General features: G+C 37.2%; 18 protein-coding genes and 2 pseudogenes. 6 read left to right on the top strand and 14 right to left on the bottom strand.

The genetic code is table 11. From position 1 onward, the window contains the following. The first annotated feature begins 2 nt into the window (after window positions 1-2). Window positions 3-404, top strand: coding sequence for a hydroxyisourate hydrolase (uraH, locus tag J678_RS05460; protein ID WP_000167348.1), 402 nt, complete (start codon window positions 3-5; stop codon window positions 402-404). A gap of 56 nt (window positions 405-460) precedes the next feature. On the opposite strand, the gene J678_RS05455 is transcribed toward uraH, so the two are convergent. The 6 genes from J678_RS05455 to J678_RS05430 form a co-directional block, all read right to left on the bottom strand. Then, entirely contained in the window at window positions 461-1,168 is a 708-nt protein-coding gene (locus J678_RS05455) for a PqiC family protein (RefSeq protein WP_004707996.1), read from the bottom strand. Further along, entirely contained in the window at window positions 1,158-2,825 is a 1,668-nt protein-coding gene (locus J678_RS05450; RefSeq protein WP_002049115.1) for an intermembrane transport protein PqiB, read from the bottom strand. Before J678_RS05450 ends, J678_RS05455 begins: the two co-directional genes overlap by 11 nt. Before the next feature lie 7 nt (window positions 2,826-2,832). Then, the gene (locus tag J678_RS05445) at window positions 2,833-3,642 is read right to left on the bottom strand and encodes a paraquat-inducible protein A (protein ID WP_017393545.1); all 810 of its coding nucleotides are present in this window, start codon (window positions 3,640-3,642) and stop codon (window positions 2,833-2,835) included. Then, complete coding sequence (locus tag J678_RS05440; RefSeq protein ID WP_017393544.1) at window positions 3,639-4,247, bottom strand: paraquat-inducible protein A; 609 nt, start codon at window positions 4,245-4,247, stop codon at window positions 3,639-3,641. Before J678_RS05440 ends, J678_RS05445 begins: the two co-directional genes overlap by 4 nt. 319 nt (window positions 4,248-4,566) lie before the next feature. After that, complete coding sequence (locus tag J678_RS05435; protein WP_017393543.1) at window positions 4,567-5,124, bottom strand: TetR/AcrR family transcriptional regulator; 558 nt, start codon at window positions 5,122-5,124, stop codon at window positions 4,567-4,569. 836 nt (window positions 5,125-5,960) lie between these two features. Then, complete coding sequence (locus J678_RS05430; RefSeq protein ID WP_002049135.1) at window positions 5,961-6,653, bottom strand: alpha/beta hydrolase; 693 nt, start codon at window positions 6,651-6,653, stop codon at window positions 5,961-5,963. Between the two features lie 198 nt (window positions 6,654-6,851). On the opposite strand from J678_RS05430, the gene J678_RS05425 reads away from it, so the two are divergent. After that, entirely contained in the window at window positions 6,852-7,742 is an 891-nt protein-coding gene (locus tag J678_RS05425) for an AraC family transcriptional regulator (RefSeq protein WP_017393542.1), read from the top strand. A gap of 92 nt (window positions 7,743-7,834) precedes the next feature. On the opposite strand, the gene J678_RS05420 is transcribed toward J678_RS05425, so the two are convergent. Continuing rightward, the gene (locus J678_RS05420; protein WP_017393541.1) at window positions 7,835-8,584 is read right to left on the bottom strand and encodes a 3-oxoacyl-ACP reductase family protein; all 750 of its coding nucleotides are present in this window, start codon (window positions 8,582-8,584) and stop codon (window positions 7,835-7,837) included. A gap of 106 nt (window positions 8,585-8,690) precedes the next feature. Here J678_RS05420 and J678_RS05415 point away from each other — a divergent pair, with 106 nt between their 5' ends. Both J678_RS05415 and J678_RS05410 read left to right on the top strand, forming a co-directional pair. Next, the gene (locus J678_RS05415) at window positions 8,691-9,626 is read left to right on the top strand and encodes a LysR family transcriptional regulator (protein WP_004886364.1); all 936 of its coding nucleotides are present in this window, start codon (window positions 8,691-8,693) and stop codon (window positions 9,624-9,626) included. A 161-nt stretch (window positions 9,627-9,787) separates the two neighbouring features. Then, window positions 9,788-10,159, top strand: a complete 372-nt coding sequence (locus J678_RS05410; RefSeq protein WP_017393540.1) for a nuclear transport factor 2 family protein — start codon at window positions 9,788-9,790, stop codon at window positions 10,157-10,159. Between the two features lie 75 nt (window positions 10,160-10,234). Here J678_RS05410 and J678_RS05405 read toward each other — a convergent pair whose 3' ends face one another. After that, complete coding sequence (locus tag J678_RS05405) at window positions 10,235-11,149, bottom strand: alpha/beta hydrolase (RefSeq protein WP_017393539.1); 915 nt, start codon at window positions 11,147-11,149, stop codon at window positions 10,235-10,237. A gap of 24 nt (window positions 11,150-11,173) precedes the next feature. Then, window positions 11,174-11,362, bottom strand: a pseudogene (locus J678_RS23805) (alpha/beta hydrolase); the annotation flags it as partial. A 100-nt stretch (window positions 11,363-11,462) separates the two neighbouring features. Here J678_RS23805 and J678_RS05400 point away from each other — a divergent pair. After that, complete coding sequence (locus J678_RS05400; protein ID WP_006580578.1) at window positions 11,463-12,350, top strand: LysR family transcriptional regulator; 888 nt, start codon at window positions 11,463-11,465, stop codon at window positions 12,348-12,350. An 88-nt stretch (window positions 12,351-12,438) separates the two neighbouring features. On the opposite strand, the pseudogene J678_RS05395 reads toward J678_RS05400, so the two are convergent. Beyond that, window positions 12,439-12,867, bottom strand: a pseudogene (locus J678_RS05395) (DUF6670 family protein); the annotation flags it as partial. Between the two features lie 354 nt (window positions 12,868-13,221). Here J678_RS05395 and J678_RS23740 point away from each other — a divergent pair. Next, window positions 13,222-13,455, top strand: a complete 234-nt coding sequence (locus J678_RS23740) for a hypothetical protein (protein ID WP_002049282.1) — start codon at window positions 13,222-13,224, stop codon at window positions 13,453-13,455. Between the two features lie 76 nt (window positions 13,456-13,531). Here J678_RS23740 and csuE read toward each other — a convergent pair whose 3' ends face one another. Genes csuE through J678_RS05370 form a run of 4 tightly spaced genes read right to left on the bottom strand, consistent with a single transcriptional unit; the run spans window position 13,532 to window position 18,379 of the window. Further along, on the bottom strand, window positions 13,532-14,551 hold the full coding sequence (csuE, locus tag J678_RS05385) for a Csu fimbrial tip adhesin CsuE (protein WP_017393536.1): 1,020 nt from the start codon (window positions 14,549-14,551) through the stop codon (window positions 13,532-13,534). Continuing rightward, the gene (csuD, locus tag J678_RS05380; protein WP_017393535.1) at window positions 14,548-17,037 is read right to left on the bottom strand and encodes a Csu fimbrial usher CsuD; all 2,490 of its coding nucleotides are present in this window, start codon (window positions 17,035-17,037) and stop codon (window positions 14,548-14,550) included. The genes csuE and csuD overlap by 4 nt, the downstream gene beginning before the upstream one ends. After that, window positions 17,034-17,867 (bottom strand): Csu fimbrial biogenesis chaperone CsuC, encoded by an 834-nt coding sequence (gene csuC, locus J678_RS05375; protein ID WP_151676620.1) that lies wholly within the window; start codon window positions 17,865-17,867, stop codon window positions 17,034-17,036. The genes csuD and csuC overlap by 4 nt, the downstream gene beginning before the upstream one ends. Further along, a complete protein-coding gene (locus J678_RS05370; protein WP_017393533.1) occupies window positions 17,861-18,379 on the bottom strand; it encodes a spore coat U domain-containing protein in 519 nt (172 codons plus the stop codon). Before J678_RS05370 ends, csuC begins: the two co-directional genes overlap by 7 nt. Window positions 18,380-18,383 lie beyond the last annotated feature (4 nt).

Raw genomic sequence — 18,383 nt, 5'->3', positions numbered from 1 at the left:
ACATGACTAAATCATTTATTGCTTTATCTTCTTTATTTATAGCCTCAGCTACATTTGCACAAACCAATCCGCTTAGCGTGCATGTATTAAACCTAGAGACAGGTTTACCCTCTTCTCAGGTTGAAGTGGTTTTGGAGAAGAACACCAATAACCAGTGGGTGAAACTCAACCAACAAGTGACAGACTCAAATGGTCGTATTACTGCGCTCTATCCAGAAAATAAAAAACTAGAACAAGGTGTTTATAAAGTTACGTTTAAAACTGAAGAATGGTTTAAAAAGAACAAACAGCAAACGTTCTTTAGCGAAGTACCCGTGATTTTTAAAGTGGACGGCAGTGTAAATCACTACCATATTCCGTTACTGCTCAGCCCTTACGGTTACTCAACCTATAGAGGCAACTAAAATAAAAAACCCTTTATCTGTTTTAGGCAGATAAAGGGTTTTGTTAAAACACCTTGCTACGAACAAATACCATTGTTGACGACTACTTTTTTATTTGAATCTAGCGCCAAGATGGAAGAAGAAACCGTATTAATAATCTGGCTCATTGCCTCACTTGAAGCACTAACAATTGCTTCAAGTTTTTTAGCTTTTTGATCAATCGGCTGTTTAAAAGCAATTCGACAATTGAGCTGCGAACCCGCATTCGTGATGACTTTTGGATTAGATGATTCTAATTGAGTAGGCGGTATTTGACGCTTCACGACCCAAGACACTGCAACATTGATATTGCTGTTATCTACAATATCGAAATGAGAAAAGTCTGTAGAAACTCGGTATAAAGGCTGATTATTTCCAGCAAGCCCACTGCTATAGCTATCAATAGCGCCTAACTTTTGCTGTAAACCCGCCGACAAGGTATCACGTAATTGTGTACTCATAGTCGAAGTCCAACGCTCATTATCCAATACTGTTGACTTGCCATTACTGTCCTGTAGCACCAAAGGCGCACGATCTAAACGGTCTGGAAGTCCAACCGGTAGAACTTCAATAACTCGAATACTTGAGTTAACTGCCGGAGTTACTTTAGGGCTAATCGTATAGTAGTTTGGCGTTGGCGAACTAGAACAGGCTGTCATAGCAACCGCTGTTAAAAGTACCCCACTCCCAAGCAGCCATTTGGCTACTTGAGAGTGTTGAAATGATTGGTTCTTTTTATTTTTCATCGTTGGCCTCTGGTCTCTTACCACGAATAATAGATTCAGGATGTTGCTCAATATAATCTGACATGAGCTGTAAAGAAGCAGCCGCACGAGTCATCTGTTGCAGTGCTTTACGTACGTCTTGTTGTAACGGTGCATCACTCGACAAGATAGACTCGGACGATCTTACAGTTTTACGAACATCGTCTAAGGTTGCCTGTAAACCAGGTGCGACTTTACCGTCTAACTGTTTAACCAGCTTGTCAGTAGACTCAATAGCTGTATTCATGTTCTTAAGCGTTTTACGAACATCCTGCCCAATTTCTACTAACGGGAATTTGGTTAACTTGTCAGCAATTTGAGAAACCTGCGCCTGCAAACCACTTAGCTCTGTTGCAGTGGTTGGAATCACTACACGACCATCATTTAGCGTTTGTAAAGTTGCCGGTTTAGCTTTAGGGAACTTGTCTAACGCAATATAGTTTTGGCCTGTTAAGAGATTGCCCGTTCTCATTTGTGCACGCCATCCATGCTCAACAAAATCTTTGAAAATTTCACTATTTGGATTGAGTGCCAAGCCATTTTCAACGCGTGACGGATAAATTACCGCCTCAACACGCATACGAATCTGTTTATAGTTGTTATAAAACTCTGCATTAATTGATTTAACACTACCAATTTCAATACCCATGAAGTCGATTGGTGCACCAACTGCTAACCCGCGTAATGAATGATCGAAGTACATAATCACACCACGTGGTTGTCCATCTGGTTCTTTTAATGCCTCAGCTTTTGAGTCCCAAAGATTAAAGTGACTCTTATTGGCTGCTACAGTTGCATTTGAGTTTTCAGGGAAACCAAACGCAATACCCCCAGCGACAATACTTGCAAGCGACTGAGTATCTAAATTAAAGCCTGAAGCATTTAAGGTGACGTCTATACCACTTGCCTGCCAAAAACGAGCGTCTGTTGTTACAAACTTATCATACGGCGCACGAATAAAAGTCTGAAGCTCTACGCTTTTACCGTCATCGGCTAAGTTATAGGCGGTAATTTGTCCAACGTTAATTCGACGATAATAAATCGGTGAACCGATATCTAAAGATCCTAAATCATCGGCTTTTAGGAAAAATACTTTGCCCGGTACATCTGAGGTAATAACGGGTGGTATTTCTAACCCCGTAAATTCAAGTTTTTTCTCGGGCGATTTCCCGCCATCCACTTCAATATATGAACCCGACAATAAAGTATCTATGCCTGAAACTCCACTCGTCCCAATGCGTGGTCGCACTACCCAAAACCGTGAATCTTGGGCAGCAAAGTTGCTTGCATCTTTACGCAAATCAATACGTGCAATAACGCGCGAACGATCTTCTGCAAGAGCAATCTGCCGTACCACCCCAATATCCACTTGCTTATAGCGAACAGTTGTTTTACCTGCGACTAAACCTTCGGCTGTACGAAAAGACACTTCAATCGTGGGCCCATTAGACAGTAACGCTTTCACCGCGAGTGAAAGTGCAATTAAAAGTGCAACCAGTGGGACAATCCAGATGAGTAAAGGTTTCCACCGATTTTTCTTTTCTTGAGGTTCTGGTAAATCATTCATGTTTTCCAGTTCAACATCTGTCTCATGATGATCTGAGGTACCGCTGGTTGTTTTGTTTTCAGACATACTCATTTTTCTTTTATTGACTGGGATTAATGGAATCATTATTCAAGGACGAGTGCTCTGCCTGAATAATTGTGGTTTTTTCCGAGGAAAACTGATTGGGTTTATTTGTATTTTGAGATGCATAAAAATTATCCCAAATAATACGTGGGTCAAAACTTAAAGATGCAAACATGGTCAAAACCACAACTGCACCAAAGGCGATAGAACCCGGCCCTGCTAAAATAGTGGCAAGCGATTGAATTTGAATGAGAGCAGTCAATAAAGCGACCACAAACACGTCAATCATAGACCAACGCCCGACAAATTCTACAATTCGATAAAGTTTAATACATTGCTCAGGCGCAAATTTCCAAGCTGCCGATGACTGTATATATACAACCAATAACAGGAAATACAAAATAAATAGCTTAAGCATCGGAATAAAAATACTGGCCATAAAAATGACCACCGACACCAAATAGTCTCCATTTTGCCAAAAGTAAATCACGCCACTCATAATGGTATCTTGCTGACTTCCTAAAAGAGAGTCAGTCACCGTCATGGGTAGCACATTTGCCGGTATATAAAGAATAGTTGCAGCAACCACTAAAGCAAAGGTACGGTTTAAACTTCCCGGTTTACGTTGGTGCAGCACACTGTGACATCTCACACAGCGTAAAACTTGATGTTTTTTACCAGCGACCGTTTTATCTACTTTTGATGAGTTTAATAACCCGCAGCAGTGACACAATATAAGTGAAAGATCTTTGGCTCTTGGATATTGCTTTAGAACAGTATCGGTATTTTCGGTTTTCGCTGTAGTCACATTTTTTATTGTTTTCATAATTGTGACCTATCAATTTCGTTCCATATGTCACTGACTTTTATGGATGTAATATAAACCATTAATAGGCTTAAGACCGCAAATGCCCACAAGGCAATTTCGGGAATAACCAGCACCATACCCATTAACTTTACGAGAGTGACCAAAATTCCAATTAGGAACACCTCAACCATTCCCCATACTCTCATAAAATAAAGTGTACGTAAGGCACCGACTAAAAACTTGGGGCGTCTTTTTAATACACTCACCGTACCAAGGACATAAGCCATTAATAATAAATATGAAAGCGGCACTATAAACGTAGTGATTAAAATGAGAACACCAACGAAGGCCCGATCATAATGAAACATCACCCATACGGCACCAAGTAAAGTGGTTTCGGATATATTGCCTTGCAACTCAATTTTTACAATCGGAAAGCTATTGGCAATCACAAATACAATTAAGGCCGTTAAAATTAAAGCTAACAACGTGGTAAACGGTTTGGTATGCCGATAAAGTTCCGCCCCACAGCAGACACAATAAGCTCTTTTTCCGTAAGCAAGCGGGACTCTACGATAGACGGTATCGCACTCCTCACAACCTGCTAATTCTTTAAGCTTCATAGTTATACTCTAAGGTTTATCGTTTTACTGTGCTATAACGCTTGCCGAAAATAATACTTATGAGCAATGTGCCAAACTAATCTCATTTCTTCAAGAAAAAATTAGTGACCATATGGATGAATTATTTTATTAAATAAAACAAAAAGAACTAAAAAGCTCCTTTTCTTCAAGGAGCTTTTAAGATACTAAATCTAAAAGAATATTTAGCTTAAATAAAATTACGCTCTCTTCAACGCAAAAACATTCCAGTGCAACTTTACGCCCAGCATAACAAAATAAGTTTATTCATTCTAAATAGTAATTCTTTAGATGAATAAATTTAATTAACCCTCACCAAAAAGTAATCTAACAACTTGGTTTGTTCTTCAACTCTGTCTGAGGTCAAAAGCCCTAAAATTGCCCCATCTATCATAAATACCAAAATCTCTGCTTCTGCATAAGAAGTCATTTTCTTAGTTTCTACCATGAGGCAGAAAATCTCATTTTTTAGCCAACGCCTATAACGCACGGCACTTTGGTAAGCATAAGGATAAAGTGATTTAGTTTCAAAAATTGCTTTAAACAGTAGGTAATAAGCGCTATTTAAGTCGGCATGTAAAAGATAAATTTGTCTGAGTTTATCGGTTAACGTGGAATATTGGGTTGTTTCTATCACCTCTCTTACTTTTTCCATGAGTGTGTCTTTTTGAAGTAAAAGACATATTTCAATGAGGCCTGCTTTTGAGCGAAAGTAATTGTAAAGCGTAGCTTTCGGAATGTTGGACTCTTTGGCAATCAGGTCTACGCCTGCGGTATGAAATCCATAGGTTGTAAATAGACGTATAGCCGTTCGAATAATGTGTAATTTTTTGGAAGGCGTTTCTAAATAACGTGGCATAGTTTTACCAATTAAAGTAATTTTTTGTTGTATATAAAAGAGATAGAAATGCCGTCACTCTTAAATTGAGTGCTAAATACAGACATGCAAAAGCCGCACAATAATGGTGTGCTCGCCTATCTCAGGTTTATTGTTGCTATGATTTTGCGTCGTAACGATTTTTTAAGGCGTAGAAAACCTAGAGTCGATTGAACCGTTTTATAGACTTTTTAAGCGGTATGGGCAGAGAGAATTTGGCGAAAGCCAATAAAGAAGAATTAGTACGCATGTGCGGACTCCTTTTGATTTAAAAGAGTCTTACCGATTACTGTCAAATAATGGTGGCAAGACTAGAAGGGTTGACAGACTGGTACAAAAGGAAACCAGCGCACGCAAGCGTGCCCCTCCTAGCCTCACCATAAAGGCGTGACTTAGGAGAACGAACAAAACGAAATAATACGTTGTTGTGCGCCTTTTGTACCAGCTCTGTCAAAAGCTGACTGGCAATGTGGCCAGCAGGCAAAGGATAGTGCTCAACCCTATTACAGTCAAGCATATGAAATGACATATGCTTTAAATTAGAGCATTAAAAAGTAAGGATAAATAATGAGTTGGTTATTGTTAAGTGGTGTTTATAAGGAGTGAATTCAAAAAGATTATGATTAAATTTTCATTAGCAATAAGACACATTGCTATTGACGATTTTTATGAAATGATTTGTGAAAACTGGTCTATGTTATGGCATCAATTCAGCCATAGGCCATCTAGACAAGTTGAATTCATACCTATAATGAAATAGAAGTTAAAAAAATTATTATTTTCTTAACTTCTTAATTTGTTTAACTCGTTAAATAACTTTAATTAAAGAAAGAAACAGCTTCCTCTATTAAATCCGCAACTTCAACTGGCTTGGAAGCTAAAGAAGCATGACTCGCATCTAAAGAAATGACTTTTTTTGCATTTAATCTAGAAGACATAAATGCTTGATTTTCTGGACTAATCATTCGATCTTGGGTAGAAATCTGATACCAAGAAGGTTTAGTTTTCCAAGCGGGTGATGAAATCGTGTCACCAAAGGTACTTGCTAACGGAGCCTTTTGGGTTATACCCATAACTAACCCTTCATCTTCTGTTAAATCTTGGCAGAAACTTTCATGAAATTTATCTGCTTTAAGCCATAGATAACCATCACTATCTGGCGATAAATTAGGTGCAGCTACTGGCAGATGCTTTTGCGTAATCTCACCTGGGCTTTCATTTGTATCAGGAGCAAATGCTGCAATATAGACAAGACCAATAACGTTTGGAAGATTACCGGCTTCAGTAATAACCGCACCTCCATAAGAGTGCCCAACTAAAATTACATCTCCATCAACCTGCGCTATCATTTTTTTAGTCCGTTCTACATCATCAGCGAGTGAGGTTAAAGGCAATTCAACTGCTTGTAATGAGGTAAAGCCTCTATGAGAAAGTTCAATAATAACTTTACTCCAATGGGCTGCACCTCCCCAAAAACCATGTACTAATATAATTGTTGGTTTATTACTCATAACGTACTCCACCTTAAACTATAGTATTGAATTTAATAAATTAAATTAAGAATATTCATACATAATGGTTTAATAATTTGATCAAATATCAAACTACAAAACTTTGTAAAATGATTATTTGTTATAAAACTACTTTCCACAATTACCAAAACAGCATATTTTTTTGCAGAAACATTTTTTTTGATGAGATGTAGTGAGATGGAAAATGAGCATGAGGTAAATAAATTAACTGATATATTTTTTGATATTTATAAGAATGCAAAAATATCGGGAAAAATTTATCAAGTTGAAAATTATAAAAATAAAAATATTGTTTTTCTGGATAATAATTATTCGTATATTCATATATTTCAAGGTGGTAGCTTTAAAATAAAAAGTAACGAACAAAAACTAAATGAAACCGTACATGAGGGAGATGTTATTGTTATTCCATCGAGGTTTAAGCATTCTATCGAAATTATAGAAGATAAAGCTGTAGAACCCGTTGGTATTACATGTGTTTTTCAATTAGACGGCGTATATGGTCAAACAATTGCTGAAGGATTGCCCAATTACATATTAGTTCCCTCACACCAAAATGGTAAAGTTGCAGAATGGATACCCATGACAGTAGCTGCAATAAAATTAGAACTTGATCAGCCATCTTTAGGTAGTCAAGTTATGCTTTCAAGTGTTATCGATTTGCTGTTGGTATGGTCAATAAGATTCTGGCTAAACAAAGAAACACTAAATCATAAAAGTTGGATATCAGCTTTGCAGAATCCTACTATTAGCAAGGCGTTATTCTTAATGCATTCTAACCCTGCTAAAGAGTGGACCGTAGAAACTCTTGCCAAAGAAACTAATCAATCTAAATCAAAATTTTCAAAAAGTTTCATAGAATTGGTCGGTACTACTCCGATTAATTATCTCAAGCATTGGCGAATGAAGTTAGCTAATCAGTATTTACTTGAAACGAATAAAAGTATTTCACAAATTTCTGATTTAGTTGGTTATTCTTCACCCGCAGCTTTCACCAGATCTTTTATTCAAACATTTGGTTATAGCCCAAGAAAATTTAGAGAGATTTCAGAAACCAAAACTAAATAATGGAAAGAAAAGTTTCTAACCTAAAACAATAAAATCTTAAAAACTAAGGATAAACAATTAAATTTTATTGTTAATTTTGATTTATAAAACTACTAGGCAATAAATCCACCATCAACGCTTAATTCTGCCCCGCTGATATAACTGGCGTCTTCGCTTGCTAAAAATAGAACAGAATTTGCAATATCTATTCCTTCACCATATCGCCCTACAGCAATATTCGGTAGCAGTAAATTTGCTATTGGACCGTCTGACGGGTTCATATCACTATTGATAGGGCCAGGATGAATCGTGTTAATTGTTATGCCTTTAGAACCAAGTTCGCGCACCAGTCCCTTAGAAAAACCAGTAATAGCTCCTTTGGTGAGAATATAAATTGATGCTCCACTAAATCCTGAATAATTCACCATGGTACTTCCGATATTTATGATTCTTCCGCCTTTTCTCATATGCTTTAAACTCTCGCGAGTCGTCAAAAACACCCCTGTAACATTTACGGCTATTATTCTTTCAAAGTCAGCAATAGTTACAGCTTCTAAACTGCCTAAATGACTGATACCTGCGTTATTTACCAATATGTCAATCCGATTAAATCTTCTTGCAACTTCAGCCACAGCTTGAATAACCATTTCAGGATTGCCGGCGTCTGCTTGTACTGCTAAACCATGACCTCCATAAAATTCAATTTCTTTAACTAGCTCTTCAGCTTGCTTTTGAGAGGTATGATAAGTAAATGCAACTGTAGCCCCGTGAGAAGCTAACTTTTTAACAATTTCAGCACCTATACTTCTGGCCCCTCCAGTTACAAGTGCAACTTTTCCCGTAAGTGATAGTTTATTTAACATTTTAGATGACCCGTTTATTTAACTATCTAAACTATAAAATCGGGGTTAATTGTTAAGTAGCCTGCGTTTGCTATAATCATTTTCAATTAAAAATTGAAAATAAAATATGGAAACCTTGTCTAATCTGGAATCATTTATAAGAAGTGCTGAACATGGTAGTTTTTCAGCAGCCGCACGACACTTAGCCTTAACTCCTGCTGCTGTCTCTAGAAATGTGGCACAGCTCGAACAAAATTTAGGAGTGCGACTCTTTCATAGAAGTACAAGAAATCTTACCTTGACCGAAGCTGGCGAGCATTTTTTTACAAGCATCCGCGATAATTTAAATAATATTCAAACCACCATTTCAGAATTTAATACAGACTCAAGTCACCCTAAAGGAACTTTAAAAATTAGCTTAAGTGCGGGCTTTGGTGTCGAATATATACTTCCACTCATGCCAGACTTTATGAATAAATATCCGGATATTAAGCTCGAATGGCATTTATCTAATAAACAAGTGAACTTAATTACTGATAACTTTGATGCCGCGATCGGAAGTGGATTTAAATTAGGTCAGGGAATTATTAAAAGATCACTCTCTCCTCTTCACATGATTATTGTCGCTTCACCAAATTTTTTAAAAAATAAAATTTTACCTAGTCATCCAGAAGATATATCTAACTGGGATGGAATCATAATGAGGTCTCCCCAAACTGGTAAGCTGCATGAATACAAATTTATAGGACCCGATCAGGGGGAAGCTTATCTAAATCTTAATGAAAAACTAATTGCGGATGATCCAAGTGCTTTACATCAAGGTGCAGTTTTAGGAATGGGAATTGCAGCAATCTCTACTGCACATGCTAAAAGTTATATAGAAAATGGAACTTTAATTCGGATCTTACCCGAGTGGTATGCAGATCTAGGCGAAACTAATCTTTATTTTTCAAGTAAAAAGCATATGCCGGCCAAGACACGCTGTTTTATTGACTTTATCGTATCGAAATTTGAACAGCTAAAAATTAATGAGCAATTATCAGCTCATAAGCTTGGAAAGTAAAAACACTTTCAACTAAAAATCATTTTTACTCATAGATTTTCAATGAATAGTAGAAAATGTTTCAACTCTTCACTATCTACAAATATTGCTTAGAGAAACCAATAATAACTTCATAAATCGTCATCTACGATTGTCAATTAAGCAATATAGGAGTAATCAAAATGATGAGTTTAAATAATCCAAAAACAGAAAATCAACAATCTATCGAGACACTAAATGTTCTGGAAAGACACTTAACTGCGTTTCGATTAGGTGATGTAGATTTAACTCTTCAAGATTATGCTGCTGATGCCATTATCATTAATGGAACAGGAGAAATAGTCCGTGGAACTTCTCAAATTCATGAGACATTTATTTCAGTTTATCGTGATTACTTCCCAGAAGGTACACGAGATATTGAAATTGATGAAAAAACCATTTGTGGTGAAGTTGCTTATATTCGTTGGCGCGCATCAAATGCAAAATTAGCAACCGATACAATCATTGTTCGCAATGGCAAAATTGTCGCGCAAACTTTTGCGGCATATTTTTAAAAACTTAACCCATCAAAAGTAAATAAGACAAAAGCCCTGCTTAAGAGGGCTTTTGTTCTCTACATTTTGATTGCCTTATAATTTCATTTTAAAGAAATCAGCAAGTACGTTTGACGCTTCATTTACATATTGAGGAATATCATATAATTCCATATGGTTTGCACCTTCAACAATATGTAAGGTTTTGTCCTGACTTGCAGCACGTTGAATTAAATCTTCACTCATCCACTTACTTCCTGCCACACTTCCGGCAATCGCAACCAACGGTTGAGTTAAGAAAGCTTCGGCTTTATTGTACGCATCGTAAGTAATAAGCTGAGTCAAGCTACGCGCTGTGGCAAAACTCGGTGAGTTAGGGTGAGCGGCTCTTGGCGTATGATAGTATTCCCATGCCTGACGAAGCTCTTCATTCGGTGCATCTTCTTCTTTTAAAGGTGCAAGCGGAATGGTTGCAATATTTCCACTCGTTGCCTCGGCTGTGCGTGCATCTGAACCTGCTTGAATGTATGGCAAGGCATCTGCATCTTTAACCGTGTTTTCCCAACCATTTCTAAACATTGAACCAATATTGACGGCGCTTACCGTACCTACTGCTTTAATACGGCGATCATTGATTGCTGCATTTGCGGTATAACCACCGCCCGCACAAATACCCATTGCACCAATACGGTTGTGGTCGACATAGTTCAAGGTTGTTAGATAATCAATCACTGCACTAATGTCTTCGGTACGGATGTAAGGGTTTTCTAACTGACGAGATAAACCTGTACTTTCACCTTGATAAGACGCATCAAATGCAATCGCAATAAAACCTTGTTCAGCTAGTTTTGATGCATATAAGCCTGCGGTCTGCTCTTTCACTCCACCGCCCGGATGAGTCACAACAATAGCTGCATACTTTTGTGTTTCATCAAAGTTTGATGGATAGTGAATATTTGCTGCCATGGTAATATCTTGGCTATTCGAATTTTGAAATTTAACAGTATTCATTGTTAGCTCCTTTATAAGCTTAACTCAGATATTTTTTTGAAAAAATGGGATGATCTTTGCTTGTGCGACAGGTTCAGGTTTTTCATATAAGTCGTAGAGAGACTAACCTTCTACAATCACAAGCTCTTTATTTTCTGAACGTGCTCGTCCATAAATTTCCAAACTATCTCGATATGAACCAAACCCACCGACCTTATCACCTGCAATAATCAACTCATCTGTGTTGAACTTTGTTAAAGGCATATTAACAAGCAATGATTAGCGTGATTAGATGCTATAATTCGATCGTAGCTATTAGCAAAACTTATGAATCATGAAAATTAATCTGAATGATTTAAAAACATTTTCTGAAGTAGTAAAAACTAAAAATTTTACAAAAGCCGCCGCATATATGGGCGTTACCCAGTCTGCTGTAAGCCAGAGTATTAATAATCTTGAAGCACAGTTAGGTATAAAATTATTAAACCGTTCTACCCGTAGCCTCACCCTTACAGAAGCAGGCTCGCGGCTTATTGAGCTCGTCGGTCAAAACATTGAAAATATTGACTTAGGCGTAGAACAAATTAGCTCTATGAAAGACCTACCCAGTGGTCATGTACGTATTTCTGCCGATGCATTTACCATTAAATATTATTTATGGCCAAAGCTTAAAAAGCTTGTAAAACAGTATCCCGATATATCTTTGGAACTGACTTCTGAAAACAGACGAATTGATATAGCAAAAGAAGGATATGACGCCGGAGTACGTGTCGGAAACTTGGTCGAAAAAGATTTAATTGCAGTTCCGATTAGTAAAGAAATTCCTTTTCGCTTAGTTGCCTCACCTGAATATTTAGACAAGTATGGAACACCGAAATCTATAGATGACCTTAAAAAACACAAAGGCATCTATATACGACTTTTAACCGATAACTCTCTAATGGCGTGGGAATTTAAAGATAAAAATAAAAGTGTATTTTTTAGAGGCCCTGTTCAACTGGTTATGACCAGTTTAGATGAAATGTTTGATGCTGTACTCGATGGTTGTGCTATAGCTTATTTGCCATATTTTTTAGTTAAACCAGCTTTAGAAGATAAAAAGTTGGTCAGTTTATTGGAACAACACGCAGTCACCTTACCGCCTTTTTATTTGTTCTATACAAGTCGTCGGTTAATGTCTCCAGCCTTTAAAATTGTTAAAGATACGTTGAGTGAAATATAAAGAAAGTTCTGAAATCTAAAATACCCATGAAGTACCAACACTGCATTTAATTATGCAGTGTTCACCTTACTTTCTTAAATAATAAAATTTATCGGCGATCTATATATTCGAAATACCCCCTTCCCACTAATGGCTGATCATAGAATTCACCTTGCCACGCATAGGAAGAAACAAAACCAGCAGCCAATCCAAAACAATATGGAGTGTCGACTTGAGCTGAAATATCTAAAACTTTTTGATTATTGTGATAAGCAGCCCAGCGAAAAGTATTTGGTACATTCATTGAAAAATTATCAGGTGTAATCAGTGGTTCTTCTTGAAGGCTGGTTACTTCAAAAAGTATATCTCCGTTGTATTGAATTGACGTTCCATCTATATGGCGGTAGTAAACAGAAGTCATAATCGGCTGATCTTCATAGCAAATAAAAGCCAGCAATAACTGCTGTTCATGATCAATATTGATGACTTGATAACTAAAAACTTTCACGGGAACTTGTATATTCTCAACTAGCAATTTTTATTAAAAATAATATTTCCAAAAAAACTCTTTAAATAGAATGTATTAAAACAAAAAAGCCAATTCTTTCGAATTAGCTTAATTACAACAGACCAGCTTTACTTGAAAATTGCTTCTTGCTTTTATTGTTCGCAACAATCTTCATCTTTTCTTGTTATAGGCTTAACTTAGCTTTTCATTATGACAATTCGGTTAAAAAAACACCAACCTTATATATAAAAACAAACTTGATACACAAAATAGTGTTTTTAGAGAACTAGATCACAAATTAAGCAAATTGGATATTTTAAATACATATTCCACTAAGCGCTTAAGTCTATTATGCTTGAGTTATCTAATTGTTAAGTATGTATGATGGACCAGCAAACTTTATTACAAGAACTGAACTCTCTCATTGAATACTATTCAAAAAGAACCGATTGCCCACCTACTCGTATACGCATCGGCTATAGAGCTTATGCCAAACTGATGCAGTGCCCACCTTTTGCGGATGAAGTAATGAACTCGGCGCTCGATCCAAATAAACGGAAATATAAAAAGATAAAGATTAAAATTACTAAAGATGATGACCAATTAGAGCTTGAGTAAATTTTTAAAACTAATGACTTGATTTAAAGACAAAAAGCCCATGAACTGAGCTTTTATCTTTCATATAACACAACTTTTAAAACTCGACTTGTACCGTAACCGTATCTTGATAAGTTCCCGCTGGTACAGTGTCTGCATTTTCATCAACAATTTTTGTGGTAAACACATAACTCTGCTGGGTTACTCCGTTATGCACGCCCGGATTAACCGTTGCGTTTAAACTCGACCAACGTTCGTTACCACTGCCCCATCGGTCATTCGATGAATTTTTAAAAATATCGTATTTTAAATACGTATTTCCCGTTTGTGACTTCATGGCACGCTGGTTACCGTTTTGAGGGGAAAGTCCATTATTTAAACTGACATAATATGGTGTATTTACCGAGCAACGTATTCCCATAGACGACTGAACAGGTTCAAGCTTGGAAGCAAACGCCGCCGTACCAAAGTTTACGTCTTGAGCTAAAATTCGGCAGTCTGGAAGTACAGTAATTGAGAGTGAACCAAGGGAGTCCGCGCCAGTTCCCCAGTTAAAACCAATACCTAATACCCCACGTTTAAACCCCGGGCTTTCAAAAAAGATCCCGATGCCAGCAATAGCAACACCCGGTACCGAATAAAACCATTTTACTTTTAAAGGTGAATCAGCCTGATAAACACCAGGTGATACGCTTTGCCCAGCCGGAAGTCGTATGTAAAAGGGTAAATTACCATCTGGTCCGCTAAAAAGATTGACCAGCGTAAAGCTACTCATGTCTTTTTCTTGGCCTAAACTTATGATTTCATTGTTACTGTCTAAAATAACAGCATTGAGCTTTTCTCCGGTTTGAGCATTGGTAAATGAATTCGACATTTGCTCAACCCGATATTTTAAATAAGTCATGTTCGCCAAAGCCAAGCTAAAACCCGTGCATGACAAACCTGAATTAAACTGTGAAGAGTTTTCACCGTTTTCTGTTAAATAGATAGACGGAACCGAAATAGAAGATGAACCAGAAGCACTCACATTACATGCAGCATGAGCCAAATTTCCAGCTAGCATTAGTCCAGAAAATATAAATAAATGGCTAAGTAATTTTTTTGTTTTTATATTCATGGTAAAGATACCTCATGACACGTAACAGGCTTAACCACCACAATTTGTTGTTTGGCTTGCTCTACATCTACAGAAAAATCTGCTTTACAAATACTTTGGTCCGAACGCTGAACCGTTACGGTATTGTTCGGTTTTAAATTTTCTAAATAGACAATGCCATCCATTCCCACATAAGACGACTCTTGGTCAGCTCTATGCACGACAGAACCTACAGGCATCGGTTTACCGTCTGCTTGAGTTAAATGAACGTTAGCAGCAATAGACTGATGAACTGGGAACTTAATCACAACGCCCGAACCGCGTTTAGCCGCTATTCGTTGTTCAACTTGTGTGATGGTGAAGTTTGAAGGTAAGTCGATTGGGTCGACGCTGTATTTACCCGAATAGTAAGGTGTAACGGATGGCACAAAAATATGGCCTTTTTTATTGCTACGGCCAATTAGGCTGTTTTCGTATCTGACCAAAACATCCGGCACTTGGTTAGTATCAATCAATGCAAAAGAATCACCTAAACGGTTTGAAGCAAATACTTCTCCTGCCATATAAATGAGAGATCCAGATAGACCAAACCAATAGTTATAGTCATGGTTTCCAGACATACCAAAGTCGGTATTGATATAACCGTTGCGGTAATTGACTCGTGCCTGATTTAAATCTTCACTATTTTCATTATAACTTCGGGTTAAATCGACACCGAAACCACCTTCGGATGGCACTGAACGGTTAAAGTTAATGTAGCCGGTATCGCCTTGTTTATTAAATGCATAACCCGAGTTTACAGTTGCGTTTCGTTGGAACAGTGGTATCGAAAGTTGAAATGCAGCACTCCACTCTTTTTCGATAAAATCACGGTTAGCACTTAAAGAAACAGTCACGCCATTCATATAAGTCGGTAAAACAGGTGCCCATGACAAGTTTAAGAAGCGGTTTTTAAAGTCATTTGCTTTAGTATTGATATAACCAACACCAAAGGTGCCTGAGTTTTTAGTGGCAAAGTAAGTATTGGCCGTTAGGCTTTTATTGCTATTGACCGAAATTAAGTTGCTATATTGCAGCCGTGAAAGGTCGGTATATTCATCATCACGCTGGTTATGGTTAATACTAAAACCAAACCGATTACGGTTATAGCTGTACCCAACCGTATATTGTTTCCCTTCCAAGTCTTTCGTCCGATCTTCAGACATAGATTTATCGGCTTTACTTTGGCTAAAAGAAGCACTCAGTACACCTAAGTTTGCAAGTTTGAGTACCGAACCTGCACCCAATAGCTGTAAGTCTGAAGAAAGCTCGGTACGCCCTTCTACCGTAAACCAGTCATTTACCCCATAACGGGCATCGGCTGCACTTGCAAATTTTCCATAAGAAAAATTCTTAAGTCCGTAGTCTTCACGAATTTTCCCTAAAGACAATGAGTAGTCAAATAAGCCGGGCTTTAGCAAAGTATTAGAAATATAAAACGGGACTGCTGTTGTGACCTGACGTCCGACTGCATCGGTCGTGACCACTACGGCTTCCCCTTTACCGTTAATAAAAGGAACATTATTTAAAATAAACGGCCCAGACTGTACTTCTGTTGAGCTGGTCTTTTGCCCGTTAATAATTAAATCGACTGTGCTGGGTAACGCTGCTTGCCCAATAAACTGCGGCAATGGATAGGTAATTAAATCTGGTCGGGTTGAATAGTTTCTTTGTACCTGAAAACCACCCAGACGAACAGAACTTCCCCAAGTCGTTTTACTACCCGTAATAATGTCACCAAGCACAAAAGATGTAGCGTTCTTTTGATTATCGAATTGCCAAGAGGTGTCATAACGACGATAGCCGTCATTGTCTAAAGACTCGGCATTACTTTCATTTTTAAATTGATTTTTAACATAGACGCCAGAGTTTTTAATTACACCGAGCGGTGAGAAAAAGCGCTGCTCTGTAAATAAACTGCTGGTTGAACCACCCTGATGTGGTCTATAAGTATAAAAATCATAGTTATTGAGCAGCCCTATACCCGACTGAGCAACGACAGGCTTATACCATGAGTCTTTACCTAAAACTTGGGTCGGCATCCAAGCGGGTGGAAAATTAAGCTTAAAATATTGATTTGATGATTGATACTCATAGCTCACATCTTTTAATTTATCTAAAGATATCCAGTCACTCGCATCGCCACTAAATCCTAAAGTTAAAACATCTTGATTGGTTAAAGTAGTCTGGTTGTTGGCCAATAACTCTTGAGGGATTTGAATTTCCAACTCATCAATCAACTTCTTCTTTTGTATAAAGTACTCATCATTTTTAACAATAACAGGTACGACTTGCTGAATTGAATATTGGTTTACGACTAAATCCAGATACAATTTAAAAAGTTGATTAATCTCATTAATATTTTTTGGTGGTGGAGGTAAATCTCCAGCAAGAGCAATATTTAAGCAACCACCCGACAACAAAATTAGCAAAATACTTTTGCATAAATTATTATGCCGAAGGATCATGTTGGATCCTCCATTTTGCTGATTTCGATCAACTCTTGTTTTATGCCAGAGCTATCAACACCATAAATTTTAGAGGTTTTTGACAACTCATTTGCAGTCGACTTATCAATGGTAAACTTCACAGTACTATTCGATAACACATAGCCGAAAGCAGCTTTTCCTAAAGAAATATCATGACCAGTTTTTGATGTTTTAAGCGCAGAAAGACGAGCAAATTTCTGTCCATTATTTTTTAAATATAGCTCAGACTGGCCTTTGTCATTGTTGCGGACTGACCACTGTAAAACAGGTTTGGCTAAAGGATTTTTTGCATTCGCTTTTTGGCTCTCTTCAGTTAAGCCACTGCCTATACCTTTTCCATAGGCAAACAACGGAATTGAATAACGCATTTGGAAACTTACTTTAGAAGCATCTTGTTCGTTTCCATCAGAAAGGCGAATCGGTAACTCATCTACAATCAAACGATATGACTGCTCTTTACCATCTGGCAAATTGGAACTTTTGGTTAAACGAAGCATATGCTTCTCGCCTGCTTTAATTTTAGCTACAGGCGGGCTAGGTATAATTTCTGATTGCTCGCTATAGTCATCTTTTAAACCATTTTGGCTCCATTTAAACACCCGAATTTGCACCATCGCATCGGTCTTGCCAGTATTTTGGAGCCAAACCGCGGTTGCTTTTTCATTGGCTTCTATTTTTGGATAAATTGGCCAAATTAAGAAGGTTGCTTGCGCCATCACAGGTGTAACAAGTGATAATGTACTTGCAAATAAAAAAGATTTTAAAATGCCATTTTTAATAAATGCAGAATTGTTCATACAAATCACCATGTAATCATTATTGAAACAGTATCTTTATAAATTCCAGCCGCATGTGATTCATTATTATTTTCTAAATCAACGACACCATATATTTCAAAATTTGCTAGACGGTTTGTAGGTGTTGTAGCAGGCAATAAATATTTATTACCAATTACATATTCACCAGACAAACTACTCGAATTATATAATTTGTAAGGCAAATAATTAGAAGATGAGCTATTTCTCATTCGCCTTATATTATTTTGTAGATTTTCACCACCATCTATAGAAATACTTACAGGTAAACTTTCTGTACAGCGTATATTCCAAGAACTTTTACTATTTATAATACTAGCAACCACTTTATCTTTTGATAAAGCCGAATATTGACCAAAATCAATCTTTTGTTCGATATTATCTATCGAACAACCATTTTCAATTTTAGCTTGAACTTTAAAACTCGAATTTAATTGAGGATCAGCTGCATATATAAGTTGACTAATAGATAGCAACAACACTGCCTTAAAATAAAAAAATTTCATTTTC

Origin of the sequence: Acinetobacter sp. 1424608 (assembly GCF_000588255.1) — a bacterium.
Taxonomy (GTDB): Bacteria; Pseudomonadota; Gammaproteobacteria; order Pseudomonadales; family Moraxellaceae; genus Acinetobacter; species Acinetobacter nosocomialis.
This window is presented reverse-complemented; position numbering and strand designations above follow the sequence as displayed.